Annotated in this window: 16 protein-coding genes; 10 read left to right on the top strand and 6 right to left on the bottom strand. The window is 39.8% G+C overall.

Going from position 1 to position 18,802, the window contains the following annotated elements:
* Positions 1-4 precede the first annotated feature (4 nt).
* The 3 genes from gdhA to A3G3_RS0112525 form a co-directional block, all read right to left on the bottom strand.
* Complete coding sequence (gdhA, locus tag A3G3_RS0112535) at positions 5-1,336, bottom strand: NADP-specific glutamate dehydrogenase (RefSeq protein ID WP_019520872.1); 1,332 nt, start codon at positions 1,334-1,336, stop codon at positions 5-7.
* Between the two features lie 165 nt (positions 1,337-1,501).
* A complete protein-coding gene (locus A3G3_RS0112530; RefSeq protein WP_019520871.1) occupies positions 1,502-3,127 on the bottom strand; it encodes a sensor histidine kinase in 1,626 nt (541 codons plus the stop codon).
* Positions 3,128-3,154: 27 nt separating this feature from the next.
* On the bottom strand, positions 3,155-3,790 hold the full coding sequence (locus A3G3_RS0112525; RefSeq protein WP_026213048.1) for a response regulator: 636 nt from the start codon (positions 3,788-3,790) through the stop codon (positions 3,155-3,157).
* 199 nt (positions 3,791-3,989) lie between these two features.
* On the opposite strand from A3G3_RS0112525, the gene A3G3_RS0112520 reads away from it, so the two are divergent.
* Positions 3,990-4,586, top strand: a complete 597-nt coding sequence (locus A3G3_RS0112520) for a 6-pyruvoyl trahydropterin synthase family protein (RefSeq protein ID WP_019520869.1) — start codon at positions 3,990-3,992, stop codon at positions 4,584-4,586.
* A gap of 55 nt (positions 4,587-4,641) precedes the next feature.
* Here the strand turns inward: A3G3_RS0112520 and A3G3_RS0112515 are convergent, their stop codons facing one another.
* Positions 4,642-5,769: an AI-2E family transporter gene (locus tag A3G3_RS0112515; RefSeq protein ID WP_019520868.1), complete on the bottom strand. Its 1,128-nt coding sequence runs from the start codon at positions 5,767-5,769 to the stop codon at positions 4,642-4,644.
* Between the two features lie 21 nt (positions 5,770-5,790).
* The gene (locus A3G3_RS13820) at positions 5,791-7,605 is read right to left on the bottom strand and encodes an FMN-binding glutamate synthase family protein (protein WP_019520867.1); all 1,815 of its coding nucleotides are present in this window, start codon (positions 7,603-7,605) and stop codon (positions 5,791-5,793) included.
* Positions 7,606-7,812: 207 nt separating this feature from the next.
* Between A3G3_RS13820 and tsaE the strand changes: the two genes are divergently transcribed.
* The 5 genes from tsaE (at position 7,813) to A3G3_RS0112485 (ending at position 13,586) form a co-directional block, all read left to right on the top strand.
* Positions 7,813-8,256 (top strand): tRNA (adenosine(37)-N6)-threonylcarbamoyltransferase complex ATPase subunit type 1 TsaE, encoded by a 444-nt coding sequence (gene tsaE / locus A3G3_RS0112505; protein WP_019520866.1) that lies wholly within the window; start codon positions 7,813-7,815, stop codon positions 8,254-8,256.
* A 3-nt stretch (positions 8,257-8,259) separates the two neighbouring features.
* A complete protein-coding gene (gene mutL, locus A3G3_RS13815) occupies positions 8,260-9,753 on the top strand; it encodes a DNA mismatch repair endonuclease MutL (protein WP_019520865.1) in 1,494 nt (497 codons plus the stop codon).
* Positions 9,754-9,895: 142 nt separating this feature from the next.
* Complete coding sequence (locus tag A3G3_RS0112495) at positions 9,896-11,917, top strand: lytic transglycosylase domain-containing protein (protein ID WP_019520864.1); 2,022 nt, start codon at positions 9,896-9,898, stop codon at positions 11,915-11,917.
* A gap of 179 nt (positions 11,918-12,096) precedes the next feature.
* On the top strand, positions 12,097-13,092 hold the full coding sequence (locus A3G3_RS0112490; protein ID WP_019520863.1) for a malate dehydrogenase: 996 nt from the start codon (positions 12,097-12,099) through the stop codon (positions 13,090-13,092).
* Positions 13,093-13,343: 251 nt separating this feature from the next.
* A complete protein-coding gene (locus A3G3_RS0112485; protein WP_019520862.1) occupies positions 13,344-13,586 on the top strand; it encodes a DUF2789 family protein in 243 nt (80 codons plus the stop codon).
* An 86-nt stretch (positions 13,587-13,672) separates the two neighbouring features.
* On the opposite strand, the gene hslO is transcribed toward A3G3_RS0112485, so the two are convergent.
* On the bottom strand, positions 13,673-14,587 hold the full coding sequence (hslO, locus tag A3G3_RS0112480) for an Hsp33 family molecular chaperone HslO (RefSeq protein ID WP_019520861.1): 915 nt from the start codon (positions 14,585-14,587) through the stop codon (positions 13,673-13,675).
* Between the two features lie 372 nt (positions 14,588-14,959).
* Here hslO and A3G3_RS0112475 point away from each other — a divergent pair, with 372 nt between their 5' ends.
* The 4 genes from A3G3_RS0112475 to A3G3_RS0112460 all read left to right on the top strand — a co-directional run bounded on the left by A3G3_RS0112475 (position 14,960) and on the right by A3G3_RS0112460 (position 18,743).
* Entirely contained in the window at positions 14,960-15,973 is a 1,014-nt protein-coding gene (locus A3G3_RS0112475; RefSeq protein WP_026213047.1) for an amino acid ABC transporter substrate-binding protein, read from the top strand.
* Positions 15,974-16,198: 225 nt separating this feature from the next.
* Positions 16,199-17,230, top strand: a complete 1,032-nt coding sequence (locus A3G3_RS0112470) for a glutamate/aspartate ABC transporter substrate-binding protein (protein WP_019520859.1) — start codon at positions 16,199-16,201, stop codon at positions 17,228-17,230.
* An 83-nt stretch (positions 17,231-17,313) separates the two neighbouring features.
* On the top strand, positions 17,314-18,075 hold the full coding sequence (locus tag A3G3_RS0112465; protein ID WP_019520858.1) for an amino acid ABC transporter permease: 762 nt from the start codon (positions 17,314-17,316) through the stop codon (positions 18,073-18,075).
* The gene (locus A3G3_RS0112460; protein WP_019520857.1) at positions 18,072-18,743 is read left to right on the top strand and encodes an amino acid ABC transporter permease; all 672 of its coding nucleotides are present in this window, start codon (positions 18,072-18,074) and stop codon (positions 18,741-18,743) included. The genes A3G3_RS0112465 and A3G3_RS0112460 overlap by 4 nt, the downstream gene beginning before the upstream one ends.
* The last annotated feature ends 59 nt before the right edge of the window (positions 18,744-18,802 follow it).

Raw genomic sequence — 18,802 nt, 5'->3', positions numbered from 1 at the left:
AAAATTATAAAATACCATAATTTACCAACGCATCGGCAACACGGCTAAAGCCTGCGATATTCGCACCTTTTTTGTAGTCAATTTTACCATCAGCTGTTTTACCATATTGCACACAGGCTTCATGAATATTTTTCATAATGTCTTGTAATTGGCGGTCAAGTTGTTCAAATGTGCCATATTGACGTACCGAGTTTTGCGACATTTCCAAGCCAGAAACGGCCACGCCACCTGCATTTGATGCTTTACCAGGGGCGTAGTTGACGCCATTTTTTTGAAATTCGGTAATCGCATCGGCATCGCTTGGCATATTTGCCCCTTCAGCGACATATTGTACACCATTTTTCACCAAGTTTTTTGCATCATCGCCGTTGATTTCGTTTTGGGTGGCACAGGGTAGTGCGATATCCGCTTTGATGTGCCAAGGGCGTGAGCCTTCAATCCATTCACCGCCAAAAACGTTTACATACGCTTTTAATGGCTTGCGTTGGGCTTTTTGTTGGATAACCCAGTCAATTTTTTCTTGGGTCAAGCCGTTTTCGTCATGCAGTGTACCGAGTGAGTCTGATAAGGTGATGACTTTTCCGCCAAGTTCAGTTACTTTTTTGGCGGCATAAGTTGCCACGTTACCTGCCCCAGAGATAAGCACGGTTTTGCCTGCTAAACTGTCGTTGGCGGTTTGTAGCATGTTGTCAAGGAAATACACCAAGCCGTAACCTGTCGCTTCAGTACGGATAAGACTACCGCCATGTCCCACACCTTTACCTGTTAACACGCCTGTCCATTCACGGGTCATGTTTTTGTACATGGCAAACATATAGTTCACTTCACGTCCGCCCACACCAATATCACCTGCAGGCACGTCCATATCTGCTCCGATAAACGGTGCTAATTCACGGATAAACGCATAGCAAAAACGGCGAATTTCGTTGTCAGATTTACCTTTTGGGTCAAAGTCAGAGCCACCTTTGGCACCACCCATTGGCAAGCCGGTTAACGCATTTTTAAAAATTTGTTCAAAACCCAAAAATTTTAACACTGACGGATTGACGGTTGGGTGAAAACGTAGACCGCCTTTATAAGGTCCTAACGCATTGTTAAATTGTACACGCCAGCCACGGTTTACTTGTACGTTACCGCTGTCATCTTCCCAGTTTATACGAAAACTAAACATACGGTCAGGCTCGGTAATACGGCTTAGCACATCAACGGCTTGGTATTTATCATGATTGTCGTACACGTCGGCGATATCTTCTAATAACTCTTCAACCGCTTGGATAAATTCAGGTTCATGGGCGTATTTTTTCTTAAGAATTTCTAATACTTGATTACTTTTCATAAGGTATCCTCAAAAGTGATATGAGTAATGATTGGGATTTAACGCATATATTAAATGCTTATTTCACAAAGCGGAATGAATATAGCAATTTTTTTGATAGATTACAAAACATTTATTGTTGACTTTATGTTATGTTATCAATGAGTTCATGACGGATAAACGGTATTAATCAAACGCTGAACGCATAAATTTTTTATCACAAATAATTCTAAAACAAGTGTGTTCATGCTCTACCACATATTTCAAATCGGCATGATTGGCTTGACAAAATGCTTGTGATAAGTACAACCCAAGCCCTGTACCGTCATTGTCGGTGGTAAAAAATGGGTTAAATAAATCTTGAATATGATGTTCAGGGACACCTGACCCTGTGTCAATGACATCAATGTGAATAAATTTGCCCGTATCATAGACATCAAGGTTAACAAAGGCGTGTGGGTGGGATTTGCTACTAAAACGCAAGCCGTTTTTAATTAGATTCGTCAACACTTGTTCAAGTTGATAGCTATCAAACAAAAGTCCGCTATCAGTATCGCAATGCAAAAACACATCATGGTCTTTAAAATTATCATGAATAAAAGTAGGTAACCATGTTTTTGGTTCAAGATAAATTTGGTGGGGTTTTTGTTGGCGAGAGAGTTTTAGCACGTCTTCGATAATTTGATTGACACGTACGGTTTGTTTAAAAATCATGTCGTATAGCTCGATATCTTCGCTGTTAAGCGATGAGTTGGGCTGTTGGGCATCTTCTTTGAGCATTTGGCTTGCTTGGCTAATAGTGGTGAGTGGATTTCGGATTTCATGGGCGATGCTCGCGGTTAATTGCCCAAGTGATGCCAGTTTGAGCTGTTGGGCGTGGGCTCGTTCACGGCGTAAATCTTCCACCAAAATCAACGCCAAATTTTCATCTAACTGAGTAATGCGTAAACGATAATCGGTAAAAATTTGTATATTTTTGTTGGTGTTGGCTTTATGTTGGCGAAAAATTAGGGTTTCTTGGCTTTGTTTGATATAAGGTTGGATTAAATCGGCAAGCTCTGGCTTAATATTAGCCAAACAAAAATTTTCAATTTGTGTTGGCAGATTTAACTGCTCAACCACCTTATCATTGGCGATTAACACTTCTAAATCATGTGACAGTACCATGACACCTTGTTCAATGATTTGCACGATTTTTTTATTAATACTGTTGACCGCATTCATCTCTGTCACTTGACGTTCCGACAGAGCTTCGATTTGTTTGACCCGCTTTGACAAACTATGGCTCAAATACGCCACGATGATAAAACTTGCGGTCATTAAGCCAAATTCATTAAACATGGTATAGCTAATATCGCCTTTTAATGGCTGATAAAATTGCTGATATAACACTAAACTAATGGCAAAAAGCGTGAGTAACGTGGCTTGATGACTGCGTACTAGCATAAACGATGATGCAACTTGCACAAAAAATAATAATATAATCTGCAAATCCGAGCCACCACTAAAATACAATATCATCGCCAACGTGATGATATCCACGGTAAGGCTAAACATTAATAACAAATTGCGTGGATAATAATAATAAACCACCAACACCGCAATCGCAAACAACAAATAACCAAAAGTCGGCAATAAATTCATTAAAACTAACAAATTTTCACTGCTTTTTTGCATTGCCACGATAAAATTTAGGGTAAAAAATACCGCAATAATTATCCGATAAAAATTATAAATCATACCAAGGCGTTTGGTTTTATTCTTTTGCAGTTCATTGTTAAAAATAGACAAAAAAATCGGATTGGTAATCATTTTTTTTCACTTTTATTTTAGTGTAGATTAAGGTTTTATTAATCCATGTCGCATGGCAAGGTGGGTGAGCTTCACATCGCTATCAAGGTTGAGTTTTTCAAAAATGCGATAACGGTAAGTGTTTACTGTTTTGACACTGACAAATAACTGGTCGGCGATTTGTTGTGGACTTTGACAATTCACTACCATCATGGCGACTTGCATTTCACGTTCGCTTAACAAATCAAACGGATTTTCACTTTTTTCAGCGGTGAGCATATCGGCAAGTTGCTCTGCCACATCTGCACTAAAATAACGCCCGCCTTGTGCGACTTTTTTGATGGCCTTTATCATCTCGTCAAGCGGTGTGCCTTTGGTAATATAGCCCGTTACCCCTGCTTTTATGAGCATGGCGGGATAAGGCTGGCTGGCGAGTGAACTTACTGCCAAAATTTTGCTGTTTTTGTCAATCTGCATCAGACGTTTGGTCACCTCCAAGCCGTCCATATTTGGCATATTGACGTCCAACAATACCACGTCAGGTTGTTGGTTTTTTGCCAACAAAATAGCGGTTTCACCATTATCGGCATCAGCAATCACCTGTATGTCAGGGCTATCAGCTAGCATACGGGTAATCCCCATTCTCACTAAATCATGGTCATCTACCACCAACACTTTAATCATGCTTTCCCCAAAATTTGTTGTCAATTTTGGCATTTTAGCATAAAAATTTAGACTTTAAAAAAACTCAAAGTAAAATTGATAAAAAAAGTTGCCAAAAAAATGGCTGATTTTGGTAAAAGGCTTTATAATAGCTGAAATTTACCAGTAGGGTGGGATAAATCCGAGCCTACAAAAACAATTTTTATAATGAAGTAGAAAAATGCGTATCCGAAAACTTTTTAAATTTGAAAATGCTCATATCGTGCGGAATTGTAGCTCTGACCGTTGTAAATATTCTATTCACGGACACAGTTATCAAGTTGAGTTGTTGCTTGAAGCCCACCGCCTTGACAATGGACAAATGGTGTATGATTTTGGCTTATTAAAATCGTCCATTAAGGATATGATTGACAGTTTTGACCATGCCATTTGTTTTTGGGATAAAGATGATAGCGAGTATATTGACGCTTGCAAAAAATTTAGCAGTCGTTGGGTGTCGTTACCTGTTTCGCCGTCAGCCGAGCAGTTTAGCCGAGTGATTTTCTTTTGGGCAAGAGAAATTTTACAACAGACCCAAATGCAAAATGGTGAAACCGATGTCAAAGTGTATTCGGTGATTGTCCACGAAACCGCCACAGGCTACGCCCAATGTTTTGCTGATGATGTGAATAATGTACAAATGGGCGAGTTAAAATTAACCGATTTTGCCTTTAGCGAACAAGTCAAAGCCGAATGGCATGACCCAAAGATGTATGATAAACTCATCAATGGTGAAAAATTTGTCAATCCAGAAGTGGTAAAACAAGTTGAAGTTTGATTGTTTAAATGAAGTGGACGTTTTGTAGCTAATAAAACGTCCCTTTTTTTATGAATTATTCAGCAGGGCGATATCTATCTTTTAAAAAATCTTCATCGGTTTGCCCCATGATTTTAATCTCATCATCGCCCAAAATAAACTTGATATACAACACTTGTGTCCAAACAATCACAATTACCATAATCGGTGTTGCCAAGGCAATGCCTAAAATGCCTGTCAATGACCCCATGATAATTTGTGATAGTAATAAGGCAACAGGTGGTAAATCTACCAAGCGTTGCTGAACCAGTGGCGAAACAACATAGCTTTCAATCTGTTGTACAACCACAATCATCACTATCACCCAAAGCAGCATCTTTGGGGTAACAATCAAAGCTACCAATACAATCGGTATCGCTGCAAGCCAAGGACCTAGCACAGGGATAAAATCTGCAATAAACGCAATCACGCCCAGTGCTAACGCAAATGGCACGTCCATAAACCACAAAGCAACAGCGGTACTCACCCCAACAAAAGACATGACAACCATCTGACCAACGAGCCATTGTTTTAATGCTTCATAACTGCGTTCTAAGAGATATTTTGCCTTGTCTCGGTGAGCTTTAGGAATGAGTGCGATAAAACTTTGCTGATACAGTTTAGGATTTAATACCAAAAATAATCCCAATAACAAAATTATCAAAAATGTACCCACCCCACTCATAAACTTGCTTAACAGCATGGGTAGGGTATTCACCGCTTCTTGGCTATACTGCGAAAAAAAGGCGTGCGGATTTTGTTGAATTTGGATAAACCAATCACGGCTAGTAAGCCACTTATACAAAACAGGATAACCTTGCAAATATTCATCAATGGTGGTAATCGCAGTGGGTATCATTTTTTTAATATCGGAAAACTGATTAACCAAATCGGTACCAAAATTCGCTAAAAAAGTACATATCACTGTGAACAATAAAAAAGTGATAATACCAATTAACAAAGGTTGGGAAACTTTTTCTAATTTTTTGCCAATTTTGGGGATTTGTCTGGCATAATCAGCCAAACCCGACAAAAAAACGGCAAATAACACTGAGCCAAAAATGATTAACCAAACCTGTAATAAATAATAAAAGCTGGCGAACAATGCCATAATCGCAAAACCAAAAATAATCAAGGCTCTGGGTGGTAGGGTATACTGATTCATGGTTTTACCTATAAAAAACGCTTACTGCGGGTCGTCATGATAACTGTAATAACTGGCATTTAAATCCACGATATCAATTTTTTGCGGATTTTTGTCTCGATGATGAAAATTATTTTCACGTTCAGATTGCTGTAAAATGTCAGGAAATTTTTTGGCAATTTCGGCATTATACGCCACAAGGCTTTCATAGTCAGCATTAAAATTATCCGCATTTGCCATAATCCACATACGATTGTAAATGTCCGAGCGAGCGGTTAAATCCAACAAAACCCCTTCAAAGGTAAAATAATAATATTGTGATAACAGCTTGATTTGACCGTTTTCAAGTCGCCTTGCAATATGATATGGCTTTAAATCGTTGGGATGCGATACGCCCACTGCCCCCAAAATTCCTGATAGGGCTTTAAGGGTATTTTTATGAAAATTATACACACGTTCAGCCTTATCAGGGACGTATAGTGCCTTTTGGCGGTAAGGATCTTGCGTTGCAACCCCTGTTGGGCATTTGTTGGTATGACACGAACGAGATTGAATACAACCCACCGCAAACATGAAGCCACGAGCCGAATTACAAAAATCTGCTCCCAGTGATAAGATTCTGGCAATGTCAAAAGCGGTGATGAGCTTACCACTGACGCCGATTTTGATTTTATCACGGATTTTTGCTCCCACAAGTGTATTATGCACAAACAAAAATCCGTCCAATAATGGCATACCCACATTATCCATAAACTCAACAGGAGCTGCCCCAGTACCGCCTTCCGCACCGTCCACCACGATAAAATCAGGATAATCGTTCTCATCTATCATTGCTTTGACAATCGCCATAAACTGCCACGGCTGACCAATGCACAGTTTAAAACCAACGGGTTTTCCGCCTGATAATTCACGCAGTTGTTGCCAAAATTTCACAAGTTCTCGTGGTGTATTAAATGCTGAATGTGATGCAGGCGAGATACAGTCCACATCCATCGGAATATCACGGGTTTTGGCGATTTCTTCAGTGATTTTTTCTTTGGGTAACACCCCACCTTTACCGGGTTTTGCCCCTTGTGATAGCTTGATTTCAATCATCTTGACTTGTGGGTCTTTGGCTCGTTCGGCAAATTTTTCTGGGCTAAACGTGCCATCATGATTACGACAACCAAAATAACCTGTGCCAAGCTCCCAAATTAAATCACCGCCATGAATTTTATGATACGGACTAATCGCTCCTTCGCCTGTATCGTGAGCAAAACCGCCCATTTTTGCCCCCTTATTTAATGCCTCCACGGCTGCTGCCGACAGACTGCCAAAACTCATGGCTGAAACATTAAATACTGATAAATCATAAGGTTGTTTGCATTTTTCATTGCCGACATGGATTTTAAAATTGGTCTCTTTTAGTGGATAAGACCCCATCGACTGTAAAAACCACTCCTTACCACTAGCATACAGGTCTTCCAACGTACCAAACGCACTGGTGTCACTCACATTTTTGGCTCGTTGATACACCAATGCACGTTTTTGCCGAGAAAAAGGCACAGCGACTTGATCGTCTTCCAAAAAATATTGGCGAATTTCTGGGCGAAAATTTTCAAACAAATAGCGAAAATGCCCCGATAATGGATAATTACGCAAAATGGCATGGCGTTGTTGGCTGATATCATAAATCCCAAGCCCAACGCTGGCAAATCCAATCACAATCAGCCACCATTTAAGTAAAATTAAACCCAAAATTAAGGTAATCACTGCAATGCCAAATACGCTATAACGCATGATAAGCCCAAAAAAATATGATTCATCGCCATCTGTGTGGGAATTTTTAGTCGGGTGAGCGGGATTTGCAACGGTCATACGGCTACCTAATTTTTATTATCAACGTTAAAGTGGCGAATTATAACATTATTTTGTCAAATAGTTGGGTTATCGTTATGTAATTGGTAGATTTTAGGCTTTATTTGGCAAATTTATTTAAAAAAATTGGTAGAAAATTATGGTAAAATAACCATAATTTTTAGATACTTTTTAATTTAACCAACAAATTTTAGTAAACCAATAATGATGAAAAATCAAACCCTTATTTTAAAATCCGAAACCGACACCGAAAAATTTGCCACAGAGTTTGCCAAAACCAATCCAACAGGTTCGATTTGGTTGTCAGGCGACTTGGGGGCAGGTAAGACGACTTTTACTCGCTATTTGCTTCAAGCACTCGGGTATAACGGTGCGGTCAAAAGCCCCACTTATACGCTTGTTGAACCCTATCAAATCGCCCAAACTGATAAGTCAATTAAGCCCGTTTATCACGCCGATTTGTACCGATTAAATGACCCAGAAGAGTTGGATTTTATTGGGTTTTTTGAGTATTTTGATGAGACAAATTCGCTCGTGATTATTGAGTGGGCGAGCCGTGCCGAGAATATTTTGCCAAAACCTGATATTTTGATTGAAATCAAACGTTTAGAAAATGATGATAGACAGTTAATTTTAACCAACAAACTTTGACAAATGCAACAGCGAATTAAAAAACTATCCCCCCTACTCATCAACCAAATCTGTGCAGGCGAAGTGGTAACTCGCCCTGCTTCCGTGGTCAAAGAACTGCTTGAAAATGCCATAGACGCAGGGGCGACCCACATTCGCATTGATATCGAACAAGGCGGATTGGGGCATATCCAAGTCAGCGATGACGGACACGGCATTCACGCCGATGATATGTTGCTCGCTGTCACTCGTCATGCTACCAGTAAAATTGCGGACGTTGCCGAACTCACAGGTATCGACTCGCTCGGCTTTCGTGGCGAAGCCTTGGCAAGCATTGCAGGCGTGTCGCATCTGACGTTGAGTAGCAGTCCTGATAACACAGGCATAGGAAGACAACTTACAGTTTCTGGTAATGATGCTAGCCATGCCAATATTCAGCCAATTGTCAAAGACAAAGGCACGACTGTCAGCGTACGAGATCTGTATTTTAACGTGCCTGCTCGCCGACATCATTTAAAAAGTATTAGCACTGAGTTTAGCCACATTGAACAAATCGTGCAAAAAATCGCCAGCAGTTTTGCTAATATCAACATTGAACTGTATCATCAAAATAAATTACGCTTAAACTTATCCACCACCCAAAATTCATTAGTTCGACTTGAAATTTCGTTAAATAAAAATTTACAACCATTTGCCCATAACATTGAATTTAATTTACCAAATCTTAGTGAAAATCTTGATAAAAACGCTAAAGTTTTAGGTTTTTTTTGGGTAAATCAACCAACTTTACCCAGATTAATTTATATCAATCATCGGTTAGTTACCGATTTTTCTATCAGTCAAACGTTGCAAAAAGTCGCTCGCCAAGCGGGTTTTGACCAAATTGGTTATGCCTTGTTTTTTGAGTTGCCGACCGACTGGATAAACGTTAATATTCATCCGAGTAAGCAACAAGTGAAAATTCAGCCGTTAAGTCATATTTTGGCGCATTTAAGTCAAAATATGTTAGATAAATTAAAAAATTTATCGCAAAAAATTGAAATTAATAAGAATGTTAAAAATGATATTCAACGAGACAAAACCCATATTTTTGACAAACATATTTTAGCAAAAAAATCAGACACGTTAAGAACTTTAAAAGTTAGCGAAAAAAATGCGACTTATCAAACGCTTACACATCATCAAGGAAATCAACAAAATTTTACTCATTTTGCAAATATTAGCGAAACTCAAGCGAATTTACTGTTACCACTTGCCTTGTCTGTGGTAGAAAGTGTGGGGGAAAGTTCACAAAATGCTGGCAAAACTTTGGTGTTGCATTATGCTAATGCCTTGTATTTATTGAAAATTTCGTCACAAAGTTTGTTAAATGGGGTATTAAAAAAAGCCCAAAATCCTGTTGAAGCGGTGAACGTGTGGTTAACAGGGCAGTTTTTGGTGAGTGGGAAAATTGAGCAAAGGTTAATTGATGATTGGCTAAAATCAGCGAAAAAAGTGGATTATACCGATTTGTGTTAATGAGAGGTTTTAGCAACATTTTTAAACAATTCTTTAAGAATTTAGTAATTTATTTTGGTAAATAGCGGTGTATAATTTGTTGCTTTTTTTGTTTTTTAATCCTTAAATTTTTAACTTTTTAATTAACAGTGAAGTCGCCGATATGAACTCAATCGCCCCAAAATTGCCATTTAGCAAAGTTAGTGTCTCTATTTTAGCGGTTTCTGTACTTGCCACCTTGACGCAGTCTGCCTGTGCCAATCCAAATTGGCAAAACCAAAATCAAGGCTGGAACGCCCAAGGTGATGCCTACTTTAATGAAGCCGAGCAAGCCAGCCGTAGCGGTGCTGATATGTACCCATATCAACAACGAATGGCAGGCTCAAACCTAGAAATGTATCCAGAATATTGGCAATTAAATCAATATCTTAGTGCTCAATTGCCTGATAATATTATCAATTTTGTCAAACGTTATCAAGGCACGGTCATGGCAGAAAAATTGGTCGCCGATTATGCCGAAGAAAAAGCCCGCAGTGGCGATTATGCGTCTGTGCGTGCGGTGGCAGATTATATTACCAACCCCGATGCGTCAGAAAGCTGTGCGATTGGCTTGGGCTATCAAGCAGGGGGCGATGGTATGCGTGCCTTGGTGGAAAAAAATAAAGTGTGGCTAGATACCAACAAAAAACAACCTGAACTTTGCCGACAATTAGCCAGTCAGCTCAACAATAACGTCATGGTAAATAATGACGACCGTGTGCAACGCCTATACCGTATGATACGTACAGGTAACAATAGCGATATTGTACCGTTGGCAAGTCGCTTGGGCGTGAGTTTGGATTATGCTCAGTTGGCAGATATTGGTAATAATCCAAATCGCTTTTTTGCAAGGTTGCCAAATTTACAACCAAATGCAACGAACCGCTTTTTGTATCTATTTGCCTTGGCAAAAGTCGCCAATCAAGGCGGTGATGCGGTGAACAACGCCAATATGCAATTAAATTATGATATGCGTCAAAATCCGCAATTTTTTGATGAACGTACCAAACGCTATGCTTATCGTACGCTTGGCGTGGCACGCATGAATGTGAATACCGATATTGGTTTTAGCATAGAAGCAGTGGATTGGATGCAAAAAAGTCTGGGCGAACCGTTTAACTTTGAAGAAGCAGAAGATTATGCACAAGCGAGCATTCGTTTTAGCCGTTGGTCGGATTTGAGCCAAGCGATTGGGGCAATGGATTATCAAACCCAACAACAACCGATTTGGCAATATTGGTTGGCAAAATCTTATCACCACGCAGGTAATGCCCAACAAAAACAACAAGCTCGGCAAATGTTTAACAATTTAGCCCAAAAAAATGACTATTATGGACTACTTGCCAAAGAGCAATTGGGACAGCGTTTTGACCGTTTACCAACCACCAATGCACCGACCAACCAAGACTACCAACGTTTGGCACAAGACCCACATTTTAGCCGTGCCTTTAGTTTGTATAACCAATCGGCAAGTCCAACTTATACCAATCGTGAATGGAATTGGGCAGTGCGTAAGGCAGGTGAACGTGGCGATAATGGTGTGATTTTGGCGGCGGCACAACGAGCCAATGACATGGGGTGGTACGACCGTGCGATTTTTGCGATTGAAACCACTCGCACCATTCCAAATATTGCATTGGCGTATCCGATGCCACGTCAGTCGAGCGTGGTGAATTATAGCCGTCAAGTTGGCATTGACCCTGCTTGGGCGTATGGCATCATGCGACAAGAAAGTCGTTTTAATGTGGGGGCAAAATCCAACGTTGGGGCAGGTGGTTTGATGCAAATTATGCCTGCGACTGCCAAAGAAATCGCTCGTAAACTCGGCGAACCCTACAGTGCGAGTAACGTGGCAACAGGTGATACCAACATCCGTTATGGCACATTTTACATGAGCGATATTTTTAACCAATTAGGCGGTAATGCGGTACTAGCCACCGCAGGCTACAACGCAGGGGCGAGTAAAGCCCGCACTTGGCAACCTGACTTTGGCTCACTGCCTGCTGACCAATATGTAGAAAGTATTCCATACCCAGAAACGCGTGGCTATATCAAAGCCGTTATGGAAAATACTGCTAATTATGGTGTATTACTTGGCGAACCTCAACGCCTGAGACAACGTATGGGAACGATTTATTCCAAATAAAAAATTTGCAAAACACTTTATTTTAAAACAAATAAATGCTAAACTCTAGTTTTGCCAAATTTTACTCCCTTGCCTGTGTGATGGATGATTGAGCGATTATTTTTTGTGCTAATTATTCATGTGAAAATAATCGCTAAAAACAGGCAAATTTTTTATAAAACCACAACTAGGAGAAATCCATGTCAGCATTAAAACAACCCGTTCGTGTTGCTGTAACAGGTGCAGCAGGTCAAATCAGCTATTCATTACTATTTCGCATTGCATCGGGAGATATGCTCGGAAAAGACCAACCTGTCATTTTACAATTACTCGAAATCACCCCAGCCCTAGAAGCCCTAAAAGGCGTGGTGATGGAACTAGAAGACTGTGCATTCCCACTACTAGCAGGCGTGGTACAAACTGATGATGCCAACGTTGCATTCAAAGACGCCGACTATGCGTTATTGGTCGGTGCTCGTCCACGTGGTCCGGGCATGGAACGTAAAGACTTGCTTGAAGCCAATGCAGCCATTTTCTCAGCTCAAGGTAAAGCCTTAAATGACAATGCTAGCCGTAACGTTAAAGTATTAGTCGTCGGCAACCCTGCCAACACCAATGCGTTAATTGCACAGCGTAATGCCCCAGACTTAGACCCACGCAACTTCACGGCAATGACTCGTCTAGACCACAACCGTGGCATGGCCCAGCTTGCTGAAGAAACCGAAACCACCGTAAACGACATCAAAAAAATGGTTATCTGGGGTAACCACTCATCAACTCAATACCCAGATTTGACGTTTACCACGGTTAAAGATAAACCTGCCCTAGAGCAAATCGACCGCACTTGGTATGAAGAAACTTATATTCCAAACGTACAACAACGTGGTGCAGCGATTATTAAAGCTCGTGGTGCATCATCAGCAGCTTCTGCAGCCAACGCAGCCATTGCACACATTCGTTCATGGGCATTAGGTACAGACGAAGGCGACTGGATATCAATGGGTGTTTACTCAAACGGCGAATATGGTATCCAAAAAGGTTTGATTTACTCTTACCCATGTACTTGTAAAGACGGTGATTGGAAAATCGTTGAAGGTCTTGACGTATCATCAGCGTTCTCAACTGAAAAAATGAAAGCCACCGAAACTGAATTGGCAGAAGAACGTGATGCAGTCAGTCACTTATTACCAAACTAATGTGGAATAGTTAAAATGTTCACTTTTTAACATTTGCCAAAAAAATCCCTTTTATCACACGGTAAAAGGGATTTTTTAATGGCTTTTTTACCATTGGTAAAAGACATTTTCACAAAGTGCTGTTAAAATTTACACAAAATTTTAACACAAAAGTTATGGCTATTGTTGACAAAGGTTTGTTACAATGCGGTTGTTTTCATTGATTGATTACCCCACATTTTTAACCTATTTTTATTGAAAAGGAAACCATAATGCTAGGCGATGTTGAACATACCATTCATGAATTATTTGCCCAATTAGGCTTGGAAGATAGTGATGAAGCGATTGAGCAATTTGTCAAAACGCACCAATTACCAAAAGACGTCATGTTAAACCAAGCGGATTTTTGGAATGAAAAACAAAAAATGTTTATCACCGAAGAATGGCGACGTGATGCAATGTGGTCGTTAGTAATCGATGACTTGAATGAGCGTTTGCACAGAGATAATATTTAAAAATGCTAAATAAATAAAAAATATCTTAATTAAATATTAAGATATTTTTTATTATTGTGAAACTCTATGCTAACATTTGATAAAAATTAAGCAAAAATGTCACTCACCGCTTGTTTGTCAAAACGATAAATCTGCCCACAAAAACCACAATCCAAGCCGATTTCACCACCTTGTTCATCCACAATTGCTAGGGCTTGCTCTTTGCCAAGCTGAAAAATTGCTGAGGTACTTTTTTCTGCTGAACAAGTACAACCAAAACTCAAATTCACAGGCTCAGCGGTCACCACGTCTTCTTCATGATACAGACGGTACAAAATTTCTCTGGCAGGCAGTTGGGTCAGCTCGTCCGCTTTTAATGTTTTGGTTAACATGGTTAAACGTGGGAACAAATCGTTGTCAATGTGTTCTTGCTCATCTTCGCTGTGGGGCAAGAGTTGCACCAAAACTCCACCCGCCTGCTCGCCGTCACAGGCAAGGTTAATTAGAGTCGGAATTTGTACCGATTGCTGTTGATAATGTGCCAAACACGCCGCCAAATTATCTGCCACACGCTCCACAATGCCTTGATAACCTTCCGCTTGCATTCCCATAGCATTGTCAGGCTGAATGTTAATAAACAAGACACCTTCTCCAGTATTACCGAGTTTGGCAAACGCATCGTTGGCAGTGGTTAACGTCGTCCAATCGCCCACCCAATTCGCCAAACCACGCACAAAACCATGACTATCACACTCCGCCATTGCCCAATTTAAGCGGTCTGAGTTGTTATCGCTATGTTCGCTATTGTTTTGTAGTTGAATGGACAAACGCCCATTAATTTTTAGCGTACCGATCAACAAGCTTGCCGAAACTAACATTTCACCGAGCAATTTTTGTAATGCAATCGGATAGTTTTTTTGCCCAATCACGGCTTGATAACTGTCAGCAAGGCGTACTAAATCGCCACGCACAGGGCTGTTTTCAATGAAAAAACGTTGGCGTAAATTTTGGCTAGATGACATAATTGTTCCTAAATAAAAAATGGATACGTTTTAAGTAAGGTTTTTTTTCAAAAAATAAAGTAATTATGCGTAAAAAAATAAATGGTATCAAATTTAGGATAATTGCTTTTTGTAATTTTTTGTTTCAAAAAATGTCTTATATTTGTAAATTATTACGATTTGGTTAAATAAAATTAATGATTAAGCAATTTTTGATAGTATAAATACGTAACTAATGTTAGAATAAAGTTGTAAAAGTAGCAAAATTTTAGCGGTATTGTTTTATTTATTAATATTTTTACCATAAAAATGACACGGTAAAGCGATTAATCATTGGTTTTAATTTTTTTACAAATTGCCATTGGATAAAATTGATAATGTAAGCGAGAACGCATGATAAGAGACGATAAAAATATCAGACATATATCTAAAATCTCCCCTTTGGTTTTAGTAAGTCTGTTGCTATTCGGCTGTGAACGCAGCAGCTTTGAACAATCAGGCGAACAAAAGTCCACGATTTCTAATAATTTAACTCTTGATAAAATCCGCAGTAGCCAAACCATTGTGATTGGCTATCGTGATATGCAACCACCATTTTCCTATATGCCAAAATCAGGCAATCAACCGATTGGTTATTCTATTGACATTGCCAATCATATCGTAAATGGTATCAAAAAAGCGACAAACAATCCAAATTTAAACGTGGTGTATAAGCCACTCAAGGCGAGTGAGCGTATCAGTGCGGTGCAAACTGGTGAGGTGAATTTTGAATGCAGTACGACAACAAATACGGTTGCTCGACAACAAAAAGTGGCGTTTTCCATTGGGTTTTTTGTGGTTACTCCCCGTTTTTTGGCACATAAAAATACACATTTTCAAGATTATAAAGATTTAAAAAATCAAACCATTGCGGTGATTGAAAATTCGTCATCAGAAAGTAGTTTGCAAAATTATATTACGGTCAATCAGTTGGCGGTAAAAACGTTGCGAGTTGCCAGTAGCAAACAGCTAGAAGATGCGTTAAATACGGGCAAAGCACAGCTAATTTTTAGCGATGATGTGTTGTTGGCAAGTAATCGGCTAAATCTAAAAAATCAGCAAGATTGGCAGATTGTTGGCGAGCCAAAGAGTTACGAAATCTATGCCTGTACCTTGCCAAAAAATGATGCGAATTTTAAGCGAATTGTGGATAATAGCTTGTTAGATTTATACAGTACGGGTGGGATTTATCAGTTGTATGATAAATGGTTTAAAAATCCCATGCCCAAATTAGACGTGAATTTAAATTATACTTTGTCGTTAGAAAATGCTGAGTTGTTTGCCAAACCACACGATGCCTCCTCACCTGATAGCGTGACCCAAGCCACACAAGATATTTCTAAAGCGTTTAATATGGGCAATCACTAGCACTAAGAGTTAGCAAAGGTAGCTTTAAAAAACCAGTTAAATGTAAAAATATTTTCATTTCCCTATTGTAACATTCAACAAACTAGGTTACTATAATTATACAAAAAACACCTTTGGGTAAATGCTTTTGTTTTACGTTGGATAATTCAGCAAACGGAAGAATAATGGATTGAGAAAAGGTGTGATATTTTGTTTGTTCAATTAAAAAGGATAAGGAAAAATTTTATGAGCAACGTTTTATCACTTAATAAAAAAGCCCTAGTGTTAGCCACGATTGCTGGATTGGCTACAGGATTAACCGCTTGTAACAAAACCCAAGAAACAGCGAATAATGCATCTGGCCCAGCTCCCGCCACTGCACTAGCCGAAGGTACATTAGACAAAATCAAAAAATCTGGTGAGATTGTGTTAGCTCACCGCGACTCGTCCATTCCATTTTCTTATATCGCTAACAAGCCGAACGAACCTGTGGGATATGCCCATGATTTACAGTTAAAAGTCGTTGAAGCGGTTAAAAAACAGCTCAATATGCCTGATTTAAAAGTGCGTTACAACCTTGTCACGTCACAAACGCGTATCCCACTTATCCAAAACGGTACGGTGGATTTAGAATGTGGTTCAACCACCAACAACACCGAACGCCAACAGCAAGTGGATTTTTCGGTTGGTTTCTTTGAAATTGGTACACGTTTATTGGTGGCAAAAGATTCTGGCATTAAAGATTTTGCGGATTTAAAAGGCAAAACTTTGGTAACCACTGCAGGCACGACGTCAGAGCGTTTTATCAAACAAGAAAACGAAGCCAAAAAAATGGGTATTAACATCGTCTCTGCCAAAGACCACGGTGAATCTTTCTTAATGCTTGAAAATGGTCGTGCCGCTGCCTTTATGATGGATGATGTGCTACTGGCAGGTGAAAAAGCCAAAGCGAAAGACCCCGCCAAATGGGAAATCGTGGGTACGCCACAGTCTTTTGAAATCTATGGCTGTATGATGCGTAAAGGCGATACTGCGTTTAAGACCTTAGTTGATGATACGCTAAAAGCGACTTATGCCTCTGGGGAGATTAACAGTATTTACAGTAAGTGGTTTACAAGCCCAATTCCACCAAAAAATGTCAATATGGATTTTCCAATGAGTGATAATCTAAAGGCACTTTTGGCAAGCCCACACGATAAAGCTGAACCACAAAATGCGACAGCCACTGCGACAGCATCACCTGCGTCAGCAACTGCCACTGCGTCAAGTACAAAATAATTGACGTAAGGCGATATAAGGACTGACGTTCAAGTACTTATGAGCGTTGGTCTTTTTTGTTGGTTTAATAGTGAGAAAAAAGTATGAATTATACTTGGGATTGGGGTGTACTTTTAAACCCCACAGGCGTGGGTAGTGAGGTTTATTGGCAGTGGTTGGCGAAGGGCTTTGGCTGGCTACTTGTCATTGGTACAGTAGGCTGGCTGATTGCACTCATCATTGGCACGGTTTTGGGCATTATGCGTACCTTGCCGAACACAAATCCTGTTAATAAAGTCGCCCGTTTTATTGGCACGGCGTATGTGAGTTTTTTTCGTAATGTACCTCTACTTATTCAGCTATTTTTTTGGTTTTATGTCATGCCAATGTGGCTACCCGACAGTATTCAAAAATGGTGGCTACAAGATTTAAATCCCAATACCTCTGCGGTTATATCAGCGAGTATTGGCTTGGGATTGTTTACCGCTGCACGGATTATTGAGCAGGTGCGTACAGGCATTGAGTCTTTGCCAAAAGGGCAGGCGAATGCAAGTTATGCACTAGGTTTTAAAACTTCGCAAGTGTATCGTTATGTACTACTGCCACAAGCGTTTCGGGTAATTTTACCCCCACTAAGCTCAGAGATGACCAACTGCTACAAAAATGCGTCAGTTGCATCACTCGTGGGCGTAGCAGAGCTAATTTCTCAGACGAAAACCATCAGTGAATACACCCAGAATACCATCGAAGTGTATGCCTTTGCGACCTTGATTTATTTGGTGTTTAATTTATTGATTATCTTTTTAATGACCAAATTAGAACAGAGATTACGTATTAAAGGGCAAATTGACGGAGGTTTGGCATGAACTTTACCGAATTACAAACAGCAATGCCAGCCTTGATGAGCGGACTTGCTATGACCGCAAAGGTACTGTTTTTGGCAATTATTGGTGGTATGGTGCTTGGAACGATTTTGGCATTGATGAGATTGTCAAGAAGCAAAATTATTTCAACCTTTGCTAAATTATACGTCAATTTTTTCCGTTCTGTGCCGTTACTATTGGTGTTAATGTGGTTTTATTTTGCCGTACCGATGGTATACAAGCTTATTACAGGGCAATTTTTGACCATGGACACAGCGTTTGTGTCGTGCGTGGTTGCTTTTATGGTCTTTGAAGCGGCGTATTTTTCTGAGATTGTAAGGGCGGGTATTCAGTCGATTGGCAAAGGACAGGTGAACGCTGCCAAAGCCCTTGGTATGAATTACAATCAGACCATGCGTTATGTGATTTTACCGCAAGCATTTCGTAAAATGTTCCCATTACTGCTGCAGCAATCGATTATTTTATTTCAAGATACGACGTTGGTGTTTGCAATTGGCTTGGTGGATTTTTTCCGTGCCAGTTATGTACGTGGCGATTTAATGGGCTTTTTGACGCAGTATATTTTGTTTGCAGGTCTTGTATATTGGGTTGTGAGTTTTACGTTATCAACGCTGGTGAACCGCTTAAAAGCAAAATTAAGAACTTCATAAGGATTTAAAAAAATGGCAATTGTAACTCAAATTGACGACAAAACGTGGATTAACGAATT

This window comes from Moraxella boevrei DSM 14165, from assembly GCF_000379845.1.
Classification (GTDB): Bacteria; Pseudomonadota; Gammaproteobacteria; order Pseudomonadales; family Moraxellaceae; genus Faucicola; species Faucicola boevrei.
The sequence above is the reverse complement of the archived record's forward strand: the minus strand, read 5'-3'. Positions and strand labels throughout refer to the sequence as shown.